Origin of the sequence: Acaryochloris marina S15, from assembly GCF_018336915.1 — a bacterium.
Lineage (GTDB): Bacteria > Cyanobacteriota > Cyanobacteriia > Thermosynechococcales > Thermosynechococcaceae > Acaryochloris > Acaryochloris marina_A.
Map to the genome: position 1 here is coordinate 2259294 of NZ_CP064923.1, position 21722 is coordinate 2281015.

20 protein-coding genes are annotated in these 21722 nt (G+C 46.9%); 14 read left to right on the forward strand and 6 right to left on the reverse strand.

Annotation, left to right across the window (positions count from 1 at the left end):
• Nucleotides 1-376: 376 nt before the first annotated feature.
• Nucleotides 377-2152: an EAL domain-containing response regulator gene (locus I1H34_RS10995; protein ID WP_212665653.1), complete on the forward strand. Its 1776-nt coding sequence runs from the start codon at nucleotides 377-379 to the stop codon at nucleotides 2150-2152.
• Nucleotides 2153-2326: 174 nt separating this feature from the next.
• Nucleotides 2327-3358 (forward strand): amino acid ABC transporter substrate-binding protein, encoded by a 1032-nt coding sequence (locus I1H34_RS11000; RefSeq protein ID WP_212665654.1) that lies wholly within the window; start codon nucleotides 2327-2329, stop codon nucleotides 3356-3358.
• 57 nt (nucleotides 3359-3415) lie between these two features.
• Here the strand turns inward: I1H34_RS11000 and I1H34_RS11005 are convergent, their stop codons facing one another.
• Nucleotides 3416-4066 carry a PulJ/GspJ family protein gene (locus I1H34_RS11005; RefSeq protein ID WP_212665655.1) on the reverse strand — a complete coding sequence of 217 codons (651 nt, stop codon included), beginning with the start codon at nucleotides 4064-4066 and terminating at the stop codon, nucleotides 3416-3418.
• Nucleotides 4051-4509 (reverse strand): pilus assembly FimT family protein, encoded by a 459-nt coding sequence (locus tag I1H34_RS11010; protein WP_212665656.1) that lies wholly within the window; start codon nucleotides 4507-4509, stop codon nucleotides 4051-4053. Before I1H34_RS11010 ends, I1H34_RS11005 begins: the two co-directional genes overlap by 16 nt.
• Nucleotides 4510-4860: 351 nt before the next feature.
• On the opposite strand from I1H34_RS11010, the gene I1H34_RS11015 reads away from it, so the two are divergent.
• Entirely contained in the window at nucleotides 4861-6792 is a 1932-nt protein-coding gene (locus tag I1H34_RS11015; protein ID WP_315874863.1) for a SpoIID/LytB domain-containing protein, read from the forward strand.
• 38 nt (nucleotides 6793-6830) lie between these two features.
• Here I1H34_RS11015 and I1H34_RS11020 read toward each other — a convergent pair whose 3' ends face one another.
• Together I1H34_RS11020 and I1H34_RS11025 are read right to left on the reverse strand one after the other, a co-directional pair.
• Entirely contained in the window at nucleotides 6831-7988 is a 1158-nt protein-coding gene (locus I1H34_RS11020) for an AI-2E family transporter (protein ID WP_212665657.1), read from the reverse strand.
• A 111-nt stretch (nucleotides 7989-8099) separates the two neighbouring features.
• Nucleotides 8100-8876 carry an MBL fold metallo-hydrolase gene (locus I1H34_RS11025; protein WP_212665658.1) on the reverse strand — a complete coding sequence of 259 codons (777 nt, stop codon included), beginning with the start codon at nucleotides 8874-8876 and terminating at the stop codon, nucleotides 8100-8102.
• A 318-nt stretch (nucleotides 8877-9194) separates the two neighbouring features.
• On the opposite strand from I1H34_RS11025, the gene I1H34_RS11030 reads away from it, so the two are divergent.
• The 6 genes from I1H34_RS11030 to I1H34_RS11055 all read left to right on the forward strand — a co-directional run bounded on the left by I1H34_RS11030 (nucleotide 9195) and on the right by I1H34_RS11055 (nucleotide 14660).
• On the forward strand, nucleotides 9195-10376 hold the full coding sequence (locus I1H34_RS11030; protein WP_212665659.1) for a TRC40/GET3/ArsA family transport-energizing ATPase: 1182 nt from the start codon (nucleotides 9195-9197) through the stop codon (nucleotides 10374-10376).
• An 85-nt stretch (nucleotides 10377-10461) separates the two neighbouring features.
• The gene (fabG, locus tag I1H34_RS11035) at nucleotides 10462-11205 is read left to right on the forward strand and encodes a 3-oxoacyl-[acyl-carrier-protein] reductase (protein WP_212665660.1); all 744 of its coding nucleotides are present in this window, start codon (nucleotides 10462-10464) and stop codon (nucleotides 11203-11205) included.
• Between the two features lie 215 nt (nucleotides 11206-11420).
• Complete coding sequence (locus I1H34_RS11040; protein ID WP_212665661.1) at nucleotides 11421-12398, forward strand: acetyl-CoA carboxylase carboxyltransferase subunit alpha; 978 nt, start codon at nucleotides 11421-11423, stop codon at nucleotides 12396-12398.
• 211 nt (nucleotides 12399-12609) lie between these two features.
• Nucleotides 12610-13335, forward strand: coding sequence for an SDR family oxidoreductase (locus tag I1H34_RS11045; RefSeq protein ID WP_212665662.1), 726 nt, complete (start codon nucleotides 12610-12612; stop codon nucleotides 13333-13335).
• 102 nt (nucleotides 13336-13437) lie between these two features.
• Complete coding sequence (gene folE / locus I1H34_RS11050) at nucleotides 13438-14091, forward strand: GTP cyclohydrolase I FolE (RefSeq protein WP_396124646.1); 654 nt, start codon at nucleotides 13438-13440, stop codon at nucleotides 14089-14091.
• Nucleotides 14092-14204: 113 nt separating this feature from the next.
• Nucleotides 14205-14660: a pentapeptide repeat-containing protein gene (locus I1H34_RS11055; protein WP_212665663.1), complete on the forward strand. Its 456-nt coding sequence runs from the start codon at nucleotides 14205-14207 to the stop codon at nucleotides 14658-14660.
• A gap of 235 nt (nucleotides 14661-14895) precedes the next feature.
• Here I1H34_RS11055 and I1H34_RS11060 read toward each other — a convergent pair whose 3' ends face one another.
• Complete coding sequence (locus tag I1H34_RS11060; RefSeq protein ID WP_212665664.1) at nucleotides 14896-16188, reverse strand: response regulator; 1293 nt, start codon at nucleotides 16186-16188, stop codon at nucleotides 14896-14898.
• A 17-nt stretch (nucleotides 16189-16205) separates the two neighbouring features.
• On the reverse strand, nucleotides 16206-18599 hold the full coding sequence (locus I1H34_RS11065) for a CHASE2 domain-containing protein (protein ID WP_212665665.1): 2394 nt from the start codon (nucleotides 18597-18599) through the stop codon (nucleotides 16206-16208).
• Nucleotides 18600-18873: 274 nt separating this feature from the next.
• Here I1H34_RS11065 and I1H34_RS32765 point away from each other — a divergent pair, with 274 nt between their 5' ends.
• The 5 genes from I1H34_RS32765 to I1H34_RS11085 all read left to right on the forward strand — a co-directional run bounded on the left by I1H34_RS32765 (nucleotide 18874) and on the right by I1H34_RS11085 (nucleotide 21710).
• Nucleotides 18874-18996 carry a hypothetical protein gene (locus I1H34_RS32765; protein WP_283250062.1) on the forward strand — a complete coding sequence of 41 codons (123 nt, stop codon included), beginning with the start codon at nucleotides 18874-18876 and terminating at the stop codon, nucleotides 18994-18996.
• Nucleotides 18997-19009: 13 nt separating this feature from the next.
• Nucleotides 19010-19210, forward strand: a complete 201-nt coding sequence (locus I1H34_RS11070; protein WP_212665666.1) for a hypothetical protein — start codon at nucleotides 19010-19012, stop codon at nucleotides 19208-19210.
• 128 nt (nucleotides 19211-19338) lie between these two features.
• On the forward strand, nucleotides 19339-20130 hold the full coding sequence (locus tag I1H34_RS11075) for a DUF928 domain-containing protein (RefSeq protein ID WP_249370002.1): 792 nt from the start codon (nucleotides 19339-19341) through the stop codon (nucleotides 20128-20130).
• Nucleotides 20131-20319: 189 nt separating this feature from the next.
• Complete coding sequence (locus I1H34_RS11080; protein WP_212661557.1) at nucleotides 20320-20496, forward strand: IS4/Tn5 family transposase DNA-binding protein; 177 nt, start codon at nucleotides 20320-20322, stop codon at nucleotides 20494-20496.
• Complete coding sequence (locus tag I1H34_RS11085) at nucleotides 20493-21710, forward strand: IS4 family transposase (protein ID WP_212661556.1); 1218 nt, start codon at nucleotides 20493-20495, stop codon at nucleotides 21708-21710. The genes I1H34_RS11080 and I1H34_RS11085 overlap by 4 nt, the downstream gene beginning before the upstream one ends.
• Nucleotides 21711-21722: the final 12 nt, after the last annotated feature.

Here is a 21722-nt window from a genome sequence, read left to right on the forward strand (position 1 = left end):
ATGAATAAATTGGGGCGTTTTAGTTTAGTGCCGCAAACGGGGCAATATGATTGGGTGGATTCAAATGCACCTAGGATTTAGCCTCCTGTGACGAAAAAACTGGGCTAAGTTAAGGTTTCACTCCATCCAGGAGGTATGACTCTAAACTTACTTCAAGTTCCTGCATGACGATTAGCAGCCAAGCGTAACAATCTCTTAATGAAATAGAGTATGAGCTGGTTATTGGGAAGAATCTAGAGATACTGAGGCAAAAAGACAAAATTTTAGCTAAGGTTTATTTGAAAAATTTAGATCGACCACACATTTATCTTGTTTAGGTTGGTTTATCGATTGATATTCAGTTGTGAAACGTGATGGCAACATCGGGGGGGTTGGTATGCAGGCTAGTACGCAGATCTTGATGATTGAGGATGATGATCAAGATGCGGAGCTTGTGCGCAGATACTTGGCAGTCAAGCAGGCTTTCCCTGTCCAGATTGAGCGCAGCAAGACCTTGTCTGATGGCATTAATCTTCTCAATCATAGGGAGGGCATTGACTTAATCCTGTTGGATTTGTGTTTATCTGATGCTCAAGGATTAGAGACGTTTTATCAGGTACATCAAGCTTTTCCAGCCAAGCCGCTCATTATTTTAAGCGGCAATACAGATCAATCCGTGGTGGAGGAGGCTCTACAAAAAGGAGCATTAGATTTTCTAGTAAAAGGGCAGTTCGATAGCACATCTCTTTGCCGTTCGGTTCAATATGCCCTGAAACAACCGCATCAATCTGTTGAGATTGGGTATCGAGATCTCACCCTTGATGCTCTAACACGACAGCTAAAAATCGCTCAACAGGAGCTAGAACGACTAGCGGAAGTGGACAAGGTCACCCGAGTATTTAACCGCTGCCGGTTTGATGAAGTTTACCTGTCGGAATGGAACCGCTTGACGCGAGAAGGTTCTCATTTATCGTTGGTCCTGTGTGAAATTGATAATCTGCCGGCCTATCAAGAGCAACATGGGGCTGAAGCTTGCGATTACTGCTTGCAGCGAGTTGCTGAGGAAATTGCCAAAGTCGCTAGACGCCCTGCTGATTGTGTGGCTCGCTATAGTGGGCAAACCTTTATGATTCTGCTGCCCAATACAGATTTAGCCGGCGCAACCTATCTCGCAGAAGCGATCCGCACGGGGGTACGGTCAGTGCCGTTCCCCCCTGAAGGGCTCGGTGTAACGAATTCTCCGATCACCCTGAGTTTAGGGGTGGCTTGTCAAATTCCTCGGGCAAAGGTTGCGCCTTCATTGCTGATTGAAGCAGTGCATCAAGCCCTCCATTTTGCTCGCGAACAAGGGAAAGATCGAGTCCAGATTCATCATACGGGTTGTGCAGATCCAGACTTGCACTCCAACCAGACCTTGCATTGGGTGAGCCGATTATTAAAGGCCTTAGACAAGGACCAATTCCAGCTCTATGCTCAGCCCATTTACCCCCTGAGTCGGGGGCAAAAGGCTTGCAGTTATGAGATTCTATTGCGGTTACAGGATCAGCCTGGTATTGTTTGTTCCCCCAGTTTGTTTTTACCCATGGTGGAACAGTATGACTTTATGACTCGGATTGATCGATGGGTGATCAAAAACTTGCTGGCTAATCTGGAAACGATGCCCTCTTTGGATGAGCTGGATGCTCGGTTCTTTATTCACCTGTCGAGTGCAACCTGCCGAAATGGAGAGCTGTTTGAGTTTTTGGATAAACAGTTCTCTCATTCCAATCGTCATGTGCAGCGATTCTGTTTTGAGGTGACTGAAAACGTAGCCCTGAGTCATTTGACATCGGCGGTGGAATTGAGCCGTTTTCTCAAATCAATGGGATGTCAGATCGCTCTAGATAATTTTGGCAGTGATATGTCTGCTTTTATGAATTTGAAACATCTACCCGTCGATTTTGTGAAAATCGATGGGTTGCTGGTCCGAGATATTGCCCAAGATCAGATTTCTCGGGGCATTGTCGAGTCGATTCATAATGTGGCTAAGGTGATGGGGATGCAGACGATTGCGGAACATGTGGAGTCTGATGTCGTTCTGGATGCGATCTCAAGTGTGGGCATTGATTATGCTCAAGGGCACTACTATGATCGTGCCAAGCCTTTACTCGATGTAGTGTCAGTGACTCGCTGAACTCTCTAGGGCTGGGAGTATTGTTCAGACTTTTTTTGTGACTCGTTTTTTTCACCGAGCACAGATCCTGATTTCTATGATCTTCTGGGATTTAAGGTTGTAGGCTAAGTGTGGGACCCATGCTGATGGTTGCCCTTAACGGAAAGTCTGTAGAACATACGCACGACATCTTTTATGATCAGAAAAATTTCTTTTCTCTGTGCAGGTCTTCTGGTGGCATTGGCCCTGGGAAGCTGTAGTAGTTCTGAATCCGCCGGAGGCCGATTGCAGCAAGTTTTAGCCCAGAAAAAGGTGCGCTGCGGTATCAGCGGCGAGTTGCCGGGCTTTAGCTTTGTGGATGAAAAAGGCAATTATTCAGGACTAGATGTGGATATCTGTCGTGCGATCGCAGCTGCGTTATTTGATGATCCTGATGCGGTGGAGTATCGTCCTCTAAATGCCAAAGAACGATTTGCCGCAGTTCAAACTGGGGAGGTGGATGTTCTCAGCCGGAATACGACCTGGACCCTTGATCGAGATAGTTCAGTGCGGATGGCATTTGCATCTGTGGTGTTTTATGACGGCCAGCGCATAATGGTCAAAGCGGATAGCGGTATCAAGACTCTCAAAGATTTCAAAAATCGGACGGTTTGCACTCAGACCGGCACCACCAACGAAAAGAATTTAAAGGATCAAATGCGGAAGCGCAAGGTGGACTATAAGCTTGTGGTTTACGAAGATATTAATTCTGCCTATGCCGCCTATGCAGAAGGTCGTTGCGATGGTGTGACCTCTGATCGGTCCCAGCTCATCTCCCGCCGAACCTCACTGCCAAAGCCTAATAGTCATACCATTCTGGATGAGGTCTTATCTAAAGAACCCCTCGCACCTGCTGTTGCAGATGGGGATGTGGAGTGGGCTGATGTGGTCCGCTGGGTGGTCAATGCCACAATTGAAGCAGAAGAGTTGGGCATTCAACAAGATAATTTGGCGTCTTTTGCCGAAAGTGATGATCCCGTTGTTAAGCGCTTCTTGGGCATTGAGGAAGACCTAGGAGCCAGCTTAGGTTTGACCCCAGATTTTGCTGCCCGAGTGGTCAAGCATGTGGGTAACTACGGTGAAATTTACGATCGCAACTTGGGTCCTAATACTAAACTGAATGTGCCGAGAGGCGAGAATCAACTGTGGACTAAAGGGGGATTGTTATACTCTCCTCCATTTCGTTAGTGGGAGAGCTTAGGCTCTCTCGTACTCTACATAGAAAATCCTGTGTTTAGTGTTTTCCTAAGATCCTCTGGTGAAAGCCTGAGTTTCCAGGAGTAATGTTCTTGAATCGTTGAGCTGACCGACTAAGCAGAGCTTGACGTAGGAATTATCTTGGACAAAGACTTTGAGGCCTTTGCTGGTTGAAGGGCTGTTCCCGCTGCCTGTACAGGTAGGATCTACGCTTGCGATCGCATCCACCAACGCATATGTGGACGGTCCAGCCAGTGCTGGTGCAATTTGCTGGCGATAAACAGTTCTTGGTCCTCTCCATATGGCACTCGCACTTTTCGGAGCCGTATAATAAGCAAATTCAAATTCTTGCCTCGTGGCTCCTTCACCTTCGACTTTTGTTAGCTTAAACACTCCTAGATAATTAGGTCTCGAAGGAATATCACTGACTGATACCGACGTAGCAGTTTTAATATCATTGACGATAAAGTCTAAAGCTCTATTCAGTTCCGACTGTCGTTCTGCTTCAACTGTATTGCGTTCGTTGGCTCTCAAGAGCTGAATCAAACCAAGACCCGCTAGGGTAATCACCAAGCTCAGAATTAGGGATGCAACTAATAATTCTGGCAGTGTAAAGCCATTAGAACGGCCTCGATCAGGGAAAGTAGTTCTTGGTAAAAGCAAGACAAGCCTGACTGGCGGAGTTAAGGTCTTCTGCATTTGTCCACTCCCAAATCATAGTTGCCGGTACGCATAAGGCCAATTCCTGTAGAGATTGAGAGACATTTGGGCCTAACAGAACTATTAGGGATAGAAACCCATAGTGTAGTCCCTGGAGGGGTATATAATCCCTTGAAGTTGAAGGATATATCGTGAGGAGCGGAATGGTTATAGTAGATAGTTACATCTTCAATTTGGCGACTCCCTGTAACTAGGCAGTTTCCAGAAATACTTTGATCAATCCCTTTTGGAATCGTGACAGTACAATCCTGACTTCGTTTGATGGCTTCCCTTTGGGTTTGCTTAATGGCCCCTTCAATTTTGGCGAGAGCATCATCCACTTTTTTCTGATTGAGCCAACCCAAAAAACTGGGAGCGGATAAGGTCGCAAAGATACCAATAATGACGACTAGGACAATAGTTTCAGTTAGCGTGAAACCCACTGCGGTCTGTTTGCGTCTTGGAGTGAAGGGATAATAGTGGTGTTTCAATTTTAATGATATTTAGTGAAAAACTTATATGAGTTGTAGAAGCATGACACTCATTTTTGGAGGCAATAACTGTGCTTGATAGATTGTTTTTTACGTTTATATTCTGTCTCTTATCTTGTCTCAACTACAACAAACTTTATTTGACTTAATAATTTTGCTCAAAAAACAAAAGTTTTGGGTGGACTGCTGAACGTGTGGCCTAGGCTCAATCGATATTGAAATTAATGTTGTTAGGCGTAAGTGCGGTCAAACTCAGAATTCAGTACTGACTGGATAGACCCTGGCAAATCCCTTGTGAACCCTATGACGCGAACTATCGTAAATATGACTCGAAATTTGGCTCAGCCGTTCCCCTCTCCATTAGGACTATTCAAACGTCGTTGGTGGGTGCCCATTTTGGCAAGTGCCAGTGTGTGTCTGATCTTCGATGGAGTCGTACTGGAGCCATTTACAACATCTTCTGATGGGAATAGCTCTGGTCGGGTATGGGCTCAAGCTCTTAATACACAACCCCTTAATCCCCGCATCAAAGTCAGTATTCAGCAGCGTTTTGGTCGCAAACCTACGGATAAACTGACGGTTCAAGCCCTTCCGGGGGACAAACTGACGCTTCAATTTACGACGGGTAAACAGCTACAGACCTTGACTACGGATAAAGTAGAGTTTGCCATTACGCCCATTCCTTTAAAGCAGCCTCGATGGGAAGAACGGGTGGTCTTGAGTGTTCATCGTAGTTTTGAGACAGCCGAAACTAAAGCGAATGAATTGAAGGCTTTGGGGATTCCGGTGGAAATTGCCCAGCCCAAGCAGTGGCAGGTATGGGCCAAGCGCGATCAATATCCCACCTCAGCCGATCGGATTTTATTAATCGATACCCTTAAGCAGCAAGGCTATGACAATGTATTTCTGCATCGGCGTCGATTACGTGACAAGCCTCAGCTTAGTTTTGTCACCAATGGGACTCAGTACAAACGCAGTATTGTCAGTATCACCAGCAAGAAACAGCAGTTTCAAGTGGGTGAAGCGTTGCACTACGGCAGTTTGAGGTTTCAGCCCAATACCTATGGGACCTATACCCTGGTGAATAAGGTGCCAACGGAAACCTATCTTCGGGGGGTTGTTCCCTATGAAATTGGTTTTAATGCACCCACAACCGCCATTGAGGCGCAAACGATTATTGCCCGTACCTATGCATTACGTAACCTTAGGCGCTTTCAGATCGATGGGTATGAGTTATGTGCGGATACCCAATGCCAAGTTTATAAAGGAATCGCTAAAACCGATCCCATCGTGGATCGTGCTATTAAAGCAACAACAGGACAGGTGCTAACCCACAAGGATGAATTAGTGGATGCCCTCTATTCTTCCACTACGGGTGGAGTGACGGCTGCTTTTCAGGAGGTTTGGGAGGGAACACCTCGACCTTACCTAACGGCTAAAATTGATGCCCTACCCCGAGGAACATGGGATTTAACCACTCGCAGCTTGGCGGAAGAGTCGAATTTGAAAGCTTTTATTAACCTTAAGCAAGGTTTTAATGAAGCGTCTTGGAAGACCTTTCGCTGGCAGACAGAAACGCCCATCACCGAACTCAATGGATTTTTGCGCAAATTTCTACGTCAGTCTAAGCATCCCTTGGCTAATTTCAAAACCATTCAAAAGCTGGAAGTGATTGAGAGATCCCACGGTGGCAGGGTCCAGAAGCTGCAGGTCACAACGAACTTAGGCAGTCTGACCTTAACCAAGGATGATATTTTACGGGGATTTGAAGCGCCCAATAGCTTGCTCTTTTACGTTGAGCCTAGGTATCAAACGGTGAAACCTCAACCTTCTCCCCCAGTAGACGCGACTCAATCCAAACCAGAATCGATTTCATCGGTGCAGCCGATCCGTCCAACGGCGGCGGCTAAACCTCGGAAAATGCTCAAGGGATATGTCTTTGTTGGTGGGGGCTTTGGACATGGTGTGGGCCTGAGTCAGACGGGATCTTATCACCTGAGTAATTTAGGCTGGTCAGCGACTAAAATTCTCAATTTTTATTATCCTGGGACAACAGTTCAACCGTTGAATGACAGCATTGTGTTTTGGCAGCAGCCATCTACTCCTGTGGTTCCTAGTCAATCGGTTCCCGCTGAACTCAAGCCGCAGAGCAATCAGGGTAACCGGCTCATTAGCCAGAAGATGCCGTTCCTGAAATCGTTCCAATGGGTCTTTGACTGGATACCTTTTTTGTAGGGAGACTGCAGATTTAGATTGAGAATCAGAACTGAAGCTTAGGAGATGCGGGACACTGGCTGGGCTGTGGTTTCCGATTCTACGGAGACCACTGGGATATCTGGGGTAGATGCAGAATCGGGTGATACCATCCGCGATCGCAAACTGATCAACACTGTTTTAATCACCACAGCTGTCGGCACTGCAATGACAACCCCAATTAACCCGCCAGCTTTTGCACCAATCAAAATTGAAATGAACACCCAGGCTGGATTTAGCCCTGTCATGGTTCCCAAGATTTTGGGGGCTACCAAGTTATCTAAAATTTGCTGAACCACCACTGCTGCAGCCAAAAGTTTGAGGCCCAGCCAGATATTTTGCAGGGTCACCAAACACGTCACTAGGATAATGCCGACGGTTCCTCCAAAAGGGATAAGAGCCATTGTGCCAATGGTGAGACCGAACAGCAGGCCAAAGGGCACTTTCAGAATTAAAAACGTGGGGACTAGAACTGAAGTCATACAGATGCCAAACAGCAGCTGACCAATAAAATAATTCTGGAAGCTAGACCGGAGGGTTTCGGAAACAGGCTGTTGACTTTCTTCGGGAAGCCAATCAATCAAACTGTCCCAGAGTGCATCACCATGCTGAAGTAGATAAAAGGTCAGGATAATCGTCACGAGGACATCGATTAGAATATCTAGAAGGCTGCTGACCGTTCCTAGGGCAATGTTGAGCAGACTTTTGGTAAGGGTTTGGAGTTGGCCCTGGAGCCGATCAAAGGCTTGGACGGCCAACACATCTAGATTTAGAGAGACCCCTCGTTCCTCCACTTGTTGGCTGAGCAAGATCAGCTGCTGGCGGCCTGATTCCAACCAGTCGGGTAAACGATTCGCTAGTTGTTGCGCCTGATTGAAGGCAATCGGAATCAGGACAATGCCGATGCCAAAAAGAATGGAAATGGCCAACAACGCCACAATAATCGATGCGGGTTCTCGCCGCAGTCCCCGCTGGACGCACCAGCTCACCGGGTAGTTGAGGAGAAATGCCAGCAGCGACGCCACGACAATAATCCCGATTAACACCCCAAAGTAATTGGAGATAGACGCTAAAGTCCAAAAATTGAGGGCCAAAATCGGTGCGGCTAAGCCGATCATTAGGAGGCGAGAGGGTACAGATAACTTCTGCCACCAATGAAAATAATTGGGTTTATCCATGCCTACTCTCCTGTACAGAGGAACACTTACAGCGAGGGAAGAATAATCTGAGCCAACCTTCCTGGTGATTGTCAACCACTAGGTCACTGCCGTCAAGCTGTTTCACCATGGTTAGTTCGGCACTGAAGAAGAGAGCAGAACTTCGATGCGTTCCCCAGGAGAAGGATTCAGCACGTGGGTCTCACAGCTATTCTCTTCCAGGCGCTCACGAAATTCATCAATCGTACCTTCCATAGTCAGCAATTTGTCCAATATGCCGCTGTATTCAACCTCACCCCCCGAGGCAGTCGGCAGAATAAATTGGGGTTGGAGCTTCTTGATCACCTCTAGGGCAAAGTCTCCTCCTTGGATAAAAGGTCCCAGCAGCGGTAGTACTAAATCCTGAATAGGAGCAATAATCACATCCGCCGCTTCCAGCTGGTCGATGGCTGCAGCATGGAAACCGTGGGGTTCATAGTAGAGTCGGCTCTGGGATGCCTGGTCAGTGAGAACTAAGGCATTCTCAACTAGAAATGGTCCAATGGGTGAGCCGGGTAAGGCCTGAATTTGGAGGCGGTCTGCCCAAGTGATGGTCTCACCATGGGCAATACTAGTGACTTTGGTATAGCCTAGTTCTTCCACTACTTTGGTGGCATTTTCAGAAGCAATGACCGGAATGGTGTGGTCTAACTGCTGCAAAGTAGGGACATGGGCATGATCGGGTAGCCCCTGGGAGAGCAAGATGAGATCAATCGAATCGGGAATATCGAGGGTCGTGGCGCGTTCACCTTTGAAGAACCAAGGCTGATTCCCAAAAACTAAAGGCCCAACCAACCAAGGATCTAATAGAATCCGTTGTCCGGCTATTTCGATCAGCCAACTATTGGAATCCATCCAGGTTAAAAACATTGTTACTTTAGGGAACTTAGTACATCTTCCATGGTACGAAATTCCAGCTATCCCTTCACTATTTGCTGAAAATCAACTTTAGAAAGCAGTCAGTGGAGGTAGTTATAGGGGGGCTTCTAATTTCACCGAACCAAGATACCCAACTCTGATGATGTTGGCATATCCAGAATTCTTGGCCTCATCAACTGGATGCCTGGAATTCTCTTAGATTGGCCCCACCTATGAGTTAAATAGATTAGAGTAATGTAAAGAGAGGTTAAGTTGTTTGACCTAAGTTTAATCTAGTGTGTTGATGCCTAAGGCGATTGTAAGTAACCCATGCGCGTAATCTTAATGACTGGCAAAGGTGGGGTTGGCAAAACCTCCGTTGCTGCTGCTACCGGACTCCGCTGTGCCGAGCTGGGTTACAAGACCCTCGTTCTTAGTACTGACCCTGCCCATTCCTTGGCTGATAGCTTCGATATGGAACTGGGCCATGAAGCCGTGGAAGTCAAACCTAACCTGTGGGGTGCTGAACTAGATGCCTTGCTCGAATTAGAAGGGAATTGGGGGGCTGTCAAACGCTACATTACCCAGGTGCTGCAGGCCAGAGGTCTTGACGGGGTTCAGGCTGAAGAACTGGCCATTCTTCCTGGCATGGATGAGATTTTTAGTTTGGTGCGGATGAAGCGTCACTATGATGAAGGCACCTATGATGTCTTGGTGATTGACTCTGCACCGACCGGAACAGCCCTGCGTCTCCTCAGCCTTCCTGAAGTGGGAGGGTGGTATATGCGCCGCTTCTACAAACCCTTCCAGCGGATGTCTGTGACCCTTAGGCCCTTGGTAGAACCTTTTTTCAAGCCTATTGTGGGATTCTCGCTTCCAGATGAAGAAGTGATGGATGCACCCTACGAGTTCTATGAGCAAATTGAAGCCCTAGAGAAAGTATTGACGAACAATACCCAAACGTCAGTTCGCCTGGTCACCAACCCAGAAAAAATGGTGATCAAAGAATCCTTAAGAGCCCATGCCTATTTGAGCCTGTACAACGTCTCGACAGATATGGTAGTGGCCAATCGGATCATTCCTGACCATGTTTCCGACCCCTTCTTCATGCACTGGAAACAGAACCAAACTCAGTATCGCCAGGAAATTCACGATAACTTTCAGCCCTTACCCGTCAAAGAAGTCCCGCTCTTTCAAGAGGAAATGTGTGGGTTAGAAGCCCTAGAACGTCTGAAAGAAACCCTGTATGACCAAGAAGATCCGACTCAGGTCTATTACAAGGAAACGACCTTGAGGGTGGTTCAAGAGCAGGGGCAATATAGTCTTGAGGTGTATCTCCCAGGAATTCCCAAAAATCAGGTGGAATTGAGCAAAACGGCTGACGAGCTAAATATCAGAATTGGTAATCACCGCCGCAATCTTGTTCTTCCCCAGGCTCTTGCTGCAATGCAGCCTGCTGGAGCCAAGATGGAAGAAGATTACCTCAAAATTAAATTTGCTGCTGCGGCTTAGCTGTTCGAGCCTGGACTACTCTATCAATCGCGCCCCCGCAATGTCATAAGATAGTTGAGCAGATTTTTTTGGCTCAGAACCCTTCATGAATTCATTGCAAGATAAGGTCGCAATCGTTACGGGTGCCTCTCGAGGGATTGGACGGGCTACGGCTTTGGCCCTAGCGGGTGAAGGGGCAAAGGTTGTCATTAACTATGCCAACTCCAGTGGCGCGGCTGATGCTGTGGTGGCTGAAATTACAGGTAATGGAGGGGAAGCATTAGCCCTCCAGGCCAATGTGGCGGAAGCGGATCAGGTAGACACGCTGTTTAAGTCTGTGTTGGACAAATGGGGGCGTGCCGATGTGTTGGTGAATAATGCAGGCATTACCCGAGACACCTTGCTGCTGCGAATGAAGCCAGAAGATTGGCAGGCGGTCATTAATCTCAACCTTACAGGGGTCTATCTTTGTACCCGAGCGGTGAGCCGGGTGATGCTTAAACAGCGGTCCGGCCGAATTATTAATATTGCCTCTGTGGCGGGTCAAATGGGAAATCCCGGTCAGGCCAATTACAGCGCAGCCAAGGCGGGGGTCATTGGTTTTACGAAGACTGTGGCCAAGGAAATGGCTTCCCGGGGGGTAACGGTGAATGCGGTAGCTCCTGGATTTATTGCAACGGATATGACTGAGGGGCTAGAGTCCGAAGAAATTCTCAAATTTATTCCCCTAGGTCGATATGGCCAGCCTGATGAAGTAGCAGGTATGATTCGGTTCTTAGCAGCTGACCCTGCTAGCGCCTACATTACGGGCCAGGTCTTCAATGTAGATGGTGGAATGGTGATGGCTTAGGCGATTTTCCTATGGGTGGGGATAGGATAGCTGTGACATCCCCCTTTATTGTGTAGTATTTTAAAGTGTTCTTAATGAAGTTGGGCTTGTTATCAAGTCAGCTTGAGGGTATTTTTTGCCTGGGGCACGCTTGTTAGGATCGTTTAATAGTTTTTTGAACTATTAATTAAGACAACAAGACTGAAATTGTTTAACGTTTGACTAGGTACCTGCGAATGGCTGTTTCCGATCGCAAACTCCAACTGCTTGATTTTGAAAAACCCTTAGCTGAGTTAGAGGATCGAATTGAGCAGATCCGTAGCCTCTCTGAGCAGAATGGGGTGGATGTCACGGATCAAATTACCCAGCTAGAAGGTCGGGCTGACCAGCTTCGCCAAGAAATTTTTAGTAGCTTAACCCCGATGCAAGAGCTGCAGCTGGCTCGGCATCCTCGGCGCCCTAGTACATTGGACTATATCCATGCCATCAGTGATGAATGGATGGAATTACACGGCGATCGCCGGGGGTATGACGATCCCGCGATTGTGGGGGGTGTGGGTCGGATTGGTGGCCAGCCTGTGTTGATGTTGGGCCATCAGAAGGGACGTGACACGAAGGATAATGTGGCCCGCAATTTTGGGATGCCTTTTCCGAGTGGGTATCGGAAAGCCATGCGGTTAATGGATCATGCCGATCGATTTGGCTTGCCTATCATTTCTTTTATTGATACCCCTGCGGCTTGGGCGGGGTTAGAAGCTGAACAGTTTGGTCAAGGTGAAGCGATTGCCCTCAACCTCCGGGAAATGTTCCGTTTGGATGTGCCCATTATCTGTACGGTAATTGGGGAAGGTGGTTCTGGGGGCGCCTTGGGAATTGGTGTAGGTGATCGGCTACTGATGTTTGAACATTCGATCTATAGTGTGGCGCCACCAGAAGCTTGTGCGGCGATTCTTTGGCGCGATGCCCAGGAAGGCCCCCAAGCGGCTGAAGCCCTCAAAATCACAGCAACGGACTTGCAAGAATTGGGGATAATTGACCAAATTTTAACTGAGCCTCCTGGAGGAGCCCATGTTGACCCCGTTAAGGCTGCAGATATCATTAAAACTGCAGTTTTAAGTAATTTAGAAGAGTTATGGCGTCTGAGTCCCCAAGAACGCCGCCAACAGCGTTATCATAAGTTTCGGAATATGGGGATTTTCTCTCAGGTTCCTTGAGTATGCGCTCCATCTTGGACCAGTGGTATGATTACAAAGTCGCAACATTTGTTTACAATTAGCGTAAGCTTACGCGCAATGACTGCCTCTCATTTGCGCTGATAGCTTCAAGGAGTCTACATCCGTCTTTTAAAGTCCCTTGCCTGTTCAATTCGCAGAAGTGTTTGTGGTTGGGCAAGTTTTTACCGAGTATTGATTTTAGGTATTTTGCATGACTGCTCAACGGAAACTGCGCGCTCTGATTACCGGAGCGAGCAGGGGTATTGGTCGGGCAACGGCCGAAGCATTTGCTGCGTCCAATATTGATTTGGTATTAGTCAGCCGTTCTCAAGCTCAACTGGATGAATTAGCTCAGACCCTCCAAAAACAGGGGGTTGAGGCCAAGGCTTTTGCTATTAACTTGTCTGAAGTTGGCCAGGTAAAGTCTCAGATGAGTCAGCTTTTGGATCAGGTTGGCCCCATCGATATTTTGATTAATAATGCTGGGATGGGTTATACCGGCGAACTGATTGATATGCCTTTGGCCGATTGGCAAAGGGTGCTCGATCTGAATGTGACGAGTGTATTTGAATGTGTGCAGGCGGTGTTGCCAGGGATGCGATCGCAACAGCAAGGCACCATTATCAATGTCGTTTCCATTGCGGGGCAACAGGCGTTTCCTCAGTGGGGTGCTTATTGCGCCAGTAAGTTTGCCTTAATGGGTTTAACCAAATCTCTGGCCCAAGAAGAACGACCCCATGGAATTCGGGTGACGGCCGTTTGTCCGGGTTCAGTGAATACCCCTTTATGGGATACAGACACCGTGGATGCTGATTTTGACCGCACCGCTATGCTCAAACCAGAAAATGTGGCTCAATCAATTTTGCATATTGTGCAGATGCCTCAAAATGCAGTGATAGAGGAACTTGTCTTGATGCCGAATGCAGGGACCTTTTGATCCTCCCTCGTATAACCCCCAACTTTTCTGCCAAATTTCATACAATTAATTGAAACAATGACTACTTTGTCCTCTAAACCTTCTGATTCAGCTAACTCTTCTATGAACACAACTTCTAATAACTCTCAGCTTCGTCCAGATCGCAGCTTATCTCAACGGGCAAAGGAGAAAGAGACCCATCGTCAATCCAGCCAAGAAGAGATGATGGGAGCAGTAGAAACCATGCTGTTAGGGGTGGGTGAAGATCCAGAGCGGGAAGGCTTACTGAAAACGCCGAAGCGAGTGGCTGAGGCCATGCGGTTTCTCACCAGTGGATATCAGCAGTCCTTAGAAGAGTTGGTGAACAATGCCATCTTTGATGAAGGCCATGATGAGATGGTTTTGGTCCGGGATATTGATGCCTTTAGCTTGTGTGAGCATCATATGTTGCCTTTTATTGGCAAGGCCCATGTGGCATACATCCCTAATCAAAAGGTGATTGGTCTAAGTAAGCTAGCTCGCATTGTGGAAATGTATTCTCGCCGCTTGCAGGTGCAAGAAAGACTAACTCGTCAGATTGCAGAAGCGGTGCAAACAGCTTTAGAACCCAAGGGTGTGGCCGTGGTAATGGAAGCAAGCCATATGTGTATGGTGATGCGTGGGGTGCAAAAACCAGGCTCTTGGACAGTGACTAGCTCCATGGTTGGAGTCTTTCAGGACGATCATAAAACTCGGGAAGAGTTTCTCAATCTGATTCGGCATCACCATAATTTCTAGGTTGGGATGGTAGGAACATGCAAGTCCGTCCCCTCTTCAGGGCATACTCAGGGTTGATACGCTTTTGATGAGGGGGGATTCCTCCGCTGTCGCTACTGTTGGAGTTATAGATCATGGGCAACCGTCGGCTGAGAAAAATGGGTCGTAAAGTTGCGATCTCTTTTTTGATTGGGAGTCTTGCTACGTTCCTAGCTCCATCAGTAAGAGCTGAGAAACCTGAGCATTTGCAAAGGATTAAACAAACTCGTAACTGCTTTAAATGTAATCTCAAGAAAGCAAACTTAGCTAACATCTCATTGAAAGGTGCTTTTCTACGAGAGACCAATCTGCAAGAGGCTAATCTTGAAGGGGCTGACCTGCGATTTGCTGTTCTTAGAAAGGTTAACCTCAAAAAAGCAAACTTAAAAAATGCCGATTTGACCGGAGCTATTTTGCGAGATGTTAATTTAGATGATGCAATTCTAACGGGGGCCACCTTACCACCTAGATATCAGAGAAGATCCAAGTCAGATTCTAAGGTCCGTGTTCCAGAATTAATTATAGATATCTTAAAACAACAGCGCCGTTGATATTAATTTTTTAGAGGTTAATATGACGAGCAAAACTTATTAGTGAAGCTAGATCCTCTACTCATCAGTCTTGCCAGTGCTAGCTTTTGGTCTGTAGATGGGCTCTTTCTTATTCTAGGATTAAGCAGTTAATCGATGAAAATTTGAGTAAAAAATTCTCTACTGAGGAATAAGAGGTTTAGCCTATGACCGAAAAGAGGGAGAGTTTCTATAATTGCTCTGGGCTGATTTTGACTCAGTTGTCATCAGTGAATACACAATTGCCGCCATTATTCCTTGCTTGTTGAAGGTTGCGATCACCCGCTTCTATGAATGCCTCAATGCCAATATCAGATTTAGGCTGTATAGAGGTGAGGCCAATACTTAAGTTGATGGGAGGAGAACCCACTTCCTTTTGATCTACTTGCTTGGATAACTTTTGGGCAATCGATTCCGCTTGAGTGGAAGACTGTTGGGGTAAAACGATGGCAAAGATGAAAGTGCCATAGCGGCACACTAGATCATGAGGGCCTTGTATGGCTTGCTTGATAGTTTGAGCTATTTCATATAAGCACTGGTCTCCTTGTTGAGGATTGCCTCCAGAACCATAAAAGTTGAAATGGTTGAGTTGACAGAGCATCAATGTCAAAGGGCGTTGGCCTTGAATTGCTGCTTGCCAGGATGTAAGAAGATAGGCATCAAAGCGACGGCGATTGGCTACTTGGGTTAAATCATCCAAGGCAGCTAAGCGCTGCAATTCTAAATTTGCTTGGTGGAGTTGTGCATTTTGGGCTATGAGTGCCTGCTGTAGTTGTTGAATTTTAAGTTGATTCTGTACCCGAGCTAAGACCTCTACGACCTTGAAGGGTTTGGTGATGTAATCTATACCTCCCACTGAAAAGGCTTTAACCTTATCCCACGATTCATCCAAGGCGCTGACGAATATTACAGGAATCTCTTGGGTGGATGGCTCGGCTTTTAATTTTTGACAGACAGTGTAGCCATCCATTTCCGGCATTTGGATATCTAAGAGGATCAACTGAGGTTGATCGAGAGACACGGCCTGGAGCGCAACATTGCCGTTGAGGGCTTGGAGAACGTCATAGCCCTGTTCTTCTAATACATCCGTGAGCAACCGTAAATTTTGGGGTTGGTCGTCAACGAGTAAGATTTTGACTTTTCCAGCTAGGTTAGTGGATTGTGGCTCAAGGGGAAGGGATGGGGGTGTTGGAGTAGTGGCAGAAGTATTGCTAGCTTGAGTTGTATTGCGCATTTCATGAGTTAGGATGATCCGCACATTAGATTTTGAAACTTTTTTGTCGAGGGCTTGGGACAGTAAATGCCAGAGTTTAGGGGCAACATCTTGTTTGACATATTTGGGGGAATAGCCACATTCATCTGCAAGCTGATCGTAGGTTTTGCGCTCTCCCTGCAGGGCAGTACTGAGGATGCGCCGTTGGAGCTCACTGCAATAGGTGTCGGTTTTTTGCAGGATTAAGTTCTCTGCGAATTCTAAGATGGGTTCACTGGAAGGATCGATGTCGCTCATGAAAACTACCTTTGGTGTTATTCCTGCATCAATTGTGTGGTGACTTTAGTGATGTGAGCATATTCATAGTTCTCTGCTAGCTCAATTAAATATTGAGAAACGGCTTCATATTCTGAGGGAAGTTCGGATAATAGTTGAATCACCTGTTTCCCTTTTAGCCTGAGAGCAGCATGGTGGAGTTCATCTAACCAGTTGAAAGACATGGATCTTAAGGCTTGATCAATGATCTCTGGGCTGATGGCTGCTGTGGGGAGTTCTTCTCGTTCAACCCTATCATTCAGCTGTTGGGATAAGGGAAGTGCATCGTCTGCAATATTTTGTGAATGAGGGGCACTGGCAGTATTAGCAATGGTGACTTGGGCTGTGAAGGTGAAGATGGTCCCTTGCCCCACTTGACTAGAGACTTTAATCTCTCCACCCATCAGTTGGACGAACTGCTGACTGATGGGTAAACCGAGTCCTGTTCCGGCTTTTGATTTCTCACCGCTTTCGGTCTGTTCAAAGGGAATAAATAATTTGTGCAGTTCTGAGGGGGCAATTCCTTCACCTGTATCTTCGATTTCAAACCTTAAAGTGATGCCTTTTGCTTTCGGGATGCTGCCAATGCGTAGGGAAATATGTCCAGCATGGGTGAATTTGAGAGCATTGCTGAGCAAGTTGATTAGGACCTGTCGAAGCTTCTGGGCATCCCCGACTAGATGGAGAAATAGATCAGGGTCGGTTTCGACCTGAAACGCTAACCCTTTTTGTTCGGCTCGGAGCCGAAAGACACCCTCAACCGTCTCAATTAAGGTGCTGAGCTGGAAGGGGCCTTCTCGTAGTTCTTGTTTGCCCGACTCCAGTTTGGCGAGAGATAAAATATCGTTGATTAGACCTAATAAATGCTCGCCAGATTGGTTGATTAAGCGATTTCGCTTGTGGTTGGTTGTAGAGAGACTGCTGTCCTGGGCCATCATTTGGCTAAACCCCAGAATGGCATTGAGGGGAGTGCGTAATTCATGGCTCATTTTGGCGAGAAATTTTCCTTTGGCACGACTGGCCATTTCGGCTGCTTCTTTGGCTTGGCTTAGCTCTACATTAGATTGTTGAAGTTCGGAGGTCCGTTGGGCGACCTGGATTTCTAGATCGGTTTTGGCTTGTTCTAGGATACGGAGGGTTTGTTGCTGGGCTTTGACTTTGGTTTGGATAAAGCGATCGTATTGGTAGAAGGCATCTAGGCCGAGGCTGATGACCAGAAAGCTGGCTAGGATGGGGACTAGGGGGAGCCACCATCCCCCCAGTAAAGCAAGGTGGCTGATGCCAGAGACCAGTAATGCGCAGAGTGCGATCGCAAGTATCGTATACCGAGGTGAACGAATGTAAGCGGCGACGATGATGCCCACCCATCCCCCACAAATAATGCAGAGGTATTCGACCCAATCCGGCCAAGTATTGATTAGCGGTCGTTGATCTAAGGTTGCGCTCAGAATTTGGCTGATAGCATGGGCATGTAGCTCGATGCCATAGACCCAGTTTGCCTCAGGGGCGATTATAGAGGGAACGGCAGCCGGGAAATAGTCTTGATGACTAGAAGTGGTGATACCAATAATGACAATACGGTTTTTGACTAAATTAGGTGAAAATTTTTCTGATAGTATTTTTTTAAATGAAATTGTCTCAAATGCCTTGGGGTTGTTGCGGAAATTTAACAGCATTTGGGCATCTGCATTTCCCGTATTGGTGCGAATATAGCCTCCAAAATTAGGACGGATTCGGGGAATTTCTACAGACCTAAATCTCATGGCTATGGGATCTTGGATGCCATTATCTAAATGGATATCTTGAGCAATTAAATATTTTTCAGCCAGTAGTAAGGCTAGGGAAAATCGGAAGCCTTTTTCTTGTGTTTGAGTTCCCAAAAATCCCCGACGCTGACTACCGTCTAGATCGATGGGGGCATCAGCAAATCCAATCCGTTCTATGGGTAAGCTGGGTGGTGGATTTACCCTTTCTGATTTGTTTTTATCAAGGACTTTATCTATTCCGAATAGGTTATCCATATTCCGAAAGGCACTTGCCAACTTAGCCGAACCCGGTTCTACGGGGATATCTCGGAACAAGTCAAGTCCAATAGCTCTGGGTTGATGCTTCTGGAGGATGCTGAGAGATTGGGCGAGATACTGATCGGGAATGGGATAGCGGCCAATCGAGCGAATACTGTCCTCATCAATATTGACTAGCAGAATGCGCTTGTCTTGGGGTTCTGGTGGTTGATATTTCAGAAATAAATCTAAGACTTGCAGTTCCCAGGACTGAAAAGCGCCTGCCCATCGTCCGCCCAGAATTAGGCCCAGTATGAGTAAGCTGGGGAGTGCCACAAGTTTAAGTGGTGCTAATTGTTGGCGAAGTTTATGCCAAGTCTGAGACTTCAATCCCTATCCCCTTAACCAGTGAGTAGTGTGATGTGAACCCATTCCCCCTGCAATCCTAAAATTCTTGTCTCAATTTTGTTCTGAAGAGCAACCTGAATTTTTGGGTCATCAATGCCTGAACTTTTGCTGAAGTTTCCTGATGATAACGGGATTTTTTCTACCAGCAAGCTCAATTAAGGTAATTTCAATAACCTAAATACGGGGGAGATCTGATATGCCGTCTGACTATAGATATGCAGAGCCGACATACTCTACATTGCCATCATTCACGACAATGGTGGTAGCTATAAAGGAGCGATTTAAGGAATGGGTCCGTCGAGAAATTATTGATTTTGACCCCTATGACGATGAAGGGAAATTAATCGATTTTCCAGATGAATTGAGACCTGATAAATAAGGGAGGTATTACTATGTTTTTAGAGAAAACCCGCTACTACATCCGTTCCTCTACCCTGGCACAACTATCACGAGTGTCATTAGAACCCTGGCAGGAAGTCGCTTTGGAATGGACCGATCAGGACTTAAAGATCATTGCTGATCGAGACGATCGTCCTGCTCAGTGGCTAACGCAGCAGATTGCGATCGCGTTTTGTACCGTCAATGCTAAGTGAGGTATGCACCAATGGTTATGGCTCATCTCAAGCCAAATAGGCATATGAAAATACTCCCGTTCAAGGGAAGAGGGCTGAAAGGTAGCTATCGTTTGGGTTTAGGTCTGCTTCTATTGTCTCTATCGATCTTGCCTTCCCCAGCCTGGGCGAGACGATACCAACCCCCCAAGGGTGATCCGCCGAAAGGTAAGTTTGGATCCAATGGCTCTCGAGGTTGTAGCTTTGACCAAGCTCAATCTTCTGATTTGAATCGTCAAATGGTGACAGAGCAGTCTAATGCTCAGACAATATCCCTTCCGCAACCAAGCATCCCCGTTACTTTGTTAGCTCCAAGCACTCATGTGGGGAGAACTAGTGCGGCGGCACCTACTTTGGCTTGGTTTGTAACGGCCACAGATCCCTATCGCGTCAGAATTTCCTTATTTATTCTGGATTCAGATCAAAGTTCTGAACTCATCCATGAGTTGGAATATATTGAAACCTCTTCTGGATTGGTTCAATATACAGTGCCAATGGAGCAGACCACCCTACAGGATGGCCAACGGTTTTTTGTGGAATTGAGTGTTGCCTGTAAACCCGAGGATGATCGATTTAGTCCACCCTTTGTGGCGGAAGTTGATGTTGCCTTACCTTCTGCGGCCCTGCAAAAAGCCTTATCTCAAGCTGATACACTCGGCCAGAAGGCAGAGTTGTTTGCAACGGCTGGCTATTGGTTTGATACGGTGAGAGAGCTGCTGTTGGAAGCAGATGAGTCCCAGTCATACCAAAAGCTTCGGGCCTTTCTAAAGGAACAAGCCCAGTTAGATGAGGAGGATAAGCACGGTCAGGCATTAGTCAATATTGCCGAACGGCTAGATGATGCGAATTTAAAGACCCTTGCTCGGCCTTTGGATATGAACCAATCACCCTCTACCCCTTGAGTTGAAAGTTGTGTTTTCCCGTCTTTAGTACACTTTCATAAGCCAAAAAATTATGAATAGGATTGGGTGCGATCGCATCCTGATACCTGACTTTTCCTGCTAAGTCTTCCAGTGCTTAGTGGGTGGTATTTGTAGCCCTTAGTCTCAGCCTTGGTTAAAGTAAGTGCAGTGATACCCAGAGAGCATCTAATGAGTCCAGAGCGTTATGAGCAAAATTTTGGAACCTGTGAGTTGGGTGATCAACGATTGAATCACCGTGCATTCAGTATCGGTCGTTCTCTGAGCGAGAAATTTGGTCAAGCCCTATCGACCGTATTTGAGACTGGGAAAGCCCTCAAACGGTCTTACGAGTTTTCGCAAATGTGAAAACCAGCTTCGCTAAGATTATTTCTCCTCATTGTTCTATGACCGCTTGTAGCGTATCGTCGCAAGAGATGACCTTGAGTGTTGGCGACACCACCTTCCTCGACTATGAAGGTATCAAGCAGAAGCGCCAAGGCTATGGTCCCCAAGGCAGAGGGGGGAATGGATTATTACTCCATAGTGCCTTAGCCGTTGACCCTGAGCAGGGCCAACCCTTGGGTTTGTTATGGCAAAAAGTGTGGAATCGTCAGCATCGTCCCAAGCCCCCGAAGAATGAAACGTCCCGACAAAAGAAGAAACGTCAGACCAAAGCGCGTAAAACTGCTCGGGAGCGTCTATTTGAGGAAAAAGAATCCTATCGTTGGGTGGAAGCACTGCACGCAGTGGAGAAAGCTGTGGGTCCTTCAACTCGTATCATTCATGTCTTTGACCGAGAAGGAGACATTGCTGAAGTCTTTGAACGACTCAATACCCTAGACAATACGGGACTCGTGGTTAGAGCCTCTCATAATCGTTGTCTAGAACACGATCCTAATCGCCTGTGGGAAAAGCTGGAAGCCCAGAGTGTTCAGTTCGAGTATGAGATTGACTTACCTAAAACGAAAGGCCGGAGTGCGCGCACGGCTAAGTTAGCTGTGAGATGTTGTCTTGTTGAACTTCAAAGACCAGCCCGACTAGCTGCCAGTCAACCCCTTCAGGTTTACGCTGTCTATGCAACAGAAGTAGCCCCACCTGAAGGGGAAGAACCAGTGTCATGGATGTTGCTCACTAGTGAAGTCGTGACAACAGTAGAAATGGCCCAAACCATTTTGCGTTGGTACACCTACCGTTGGCGAGTTGAGGAGTATCACAAAGTTCTAAAATCGGGCACTCAGGTGGAGCGATATCGGTTGGCATCTGAGGGAATGAAAACCTTATTGGGATTCCTGTGTGTCACTGCTGTAGAGCTGTTGCGTGTGACTTATTTAGAACGAACACAACCTCAATTACCTGCACAAGATGTCCTCACGCCTTTACAGATCAAAGTTCTCATTGCCAAGACCCCGAAGGTACCTAAAACATTAACGGTGGCATGGGCTGTTCAAGCAGTTGCACGACTCGGGGGATATCTGGAGCATCGTCGAAACACACCGATTGGAATTCAAGTCCTGTGGAAAGGGTGGGCGAAGCTCAATGACCTGATTGAAGGCTGGCTGTTAGCTACCCAGGAGACTTAGCAGGAAAAGTCA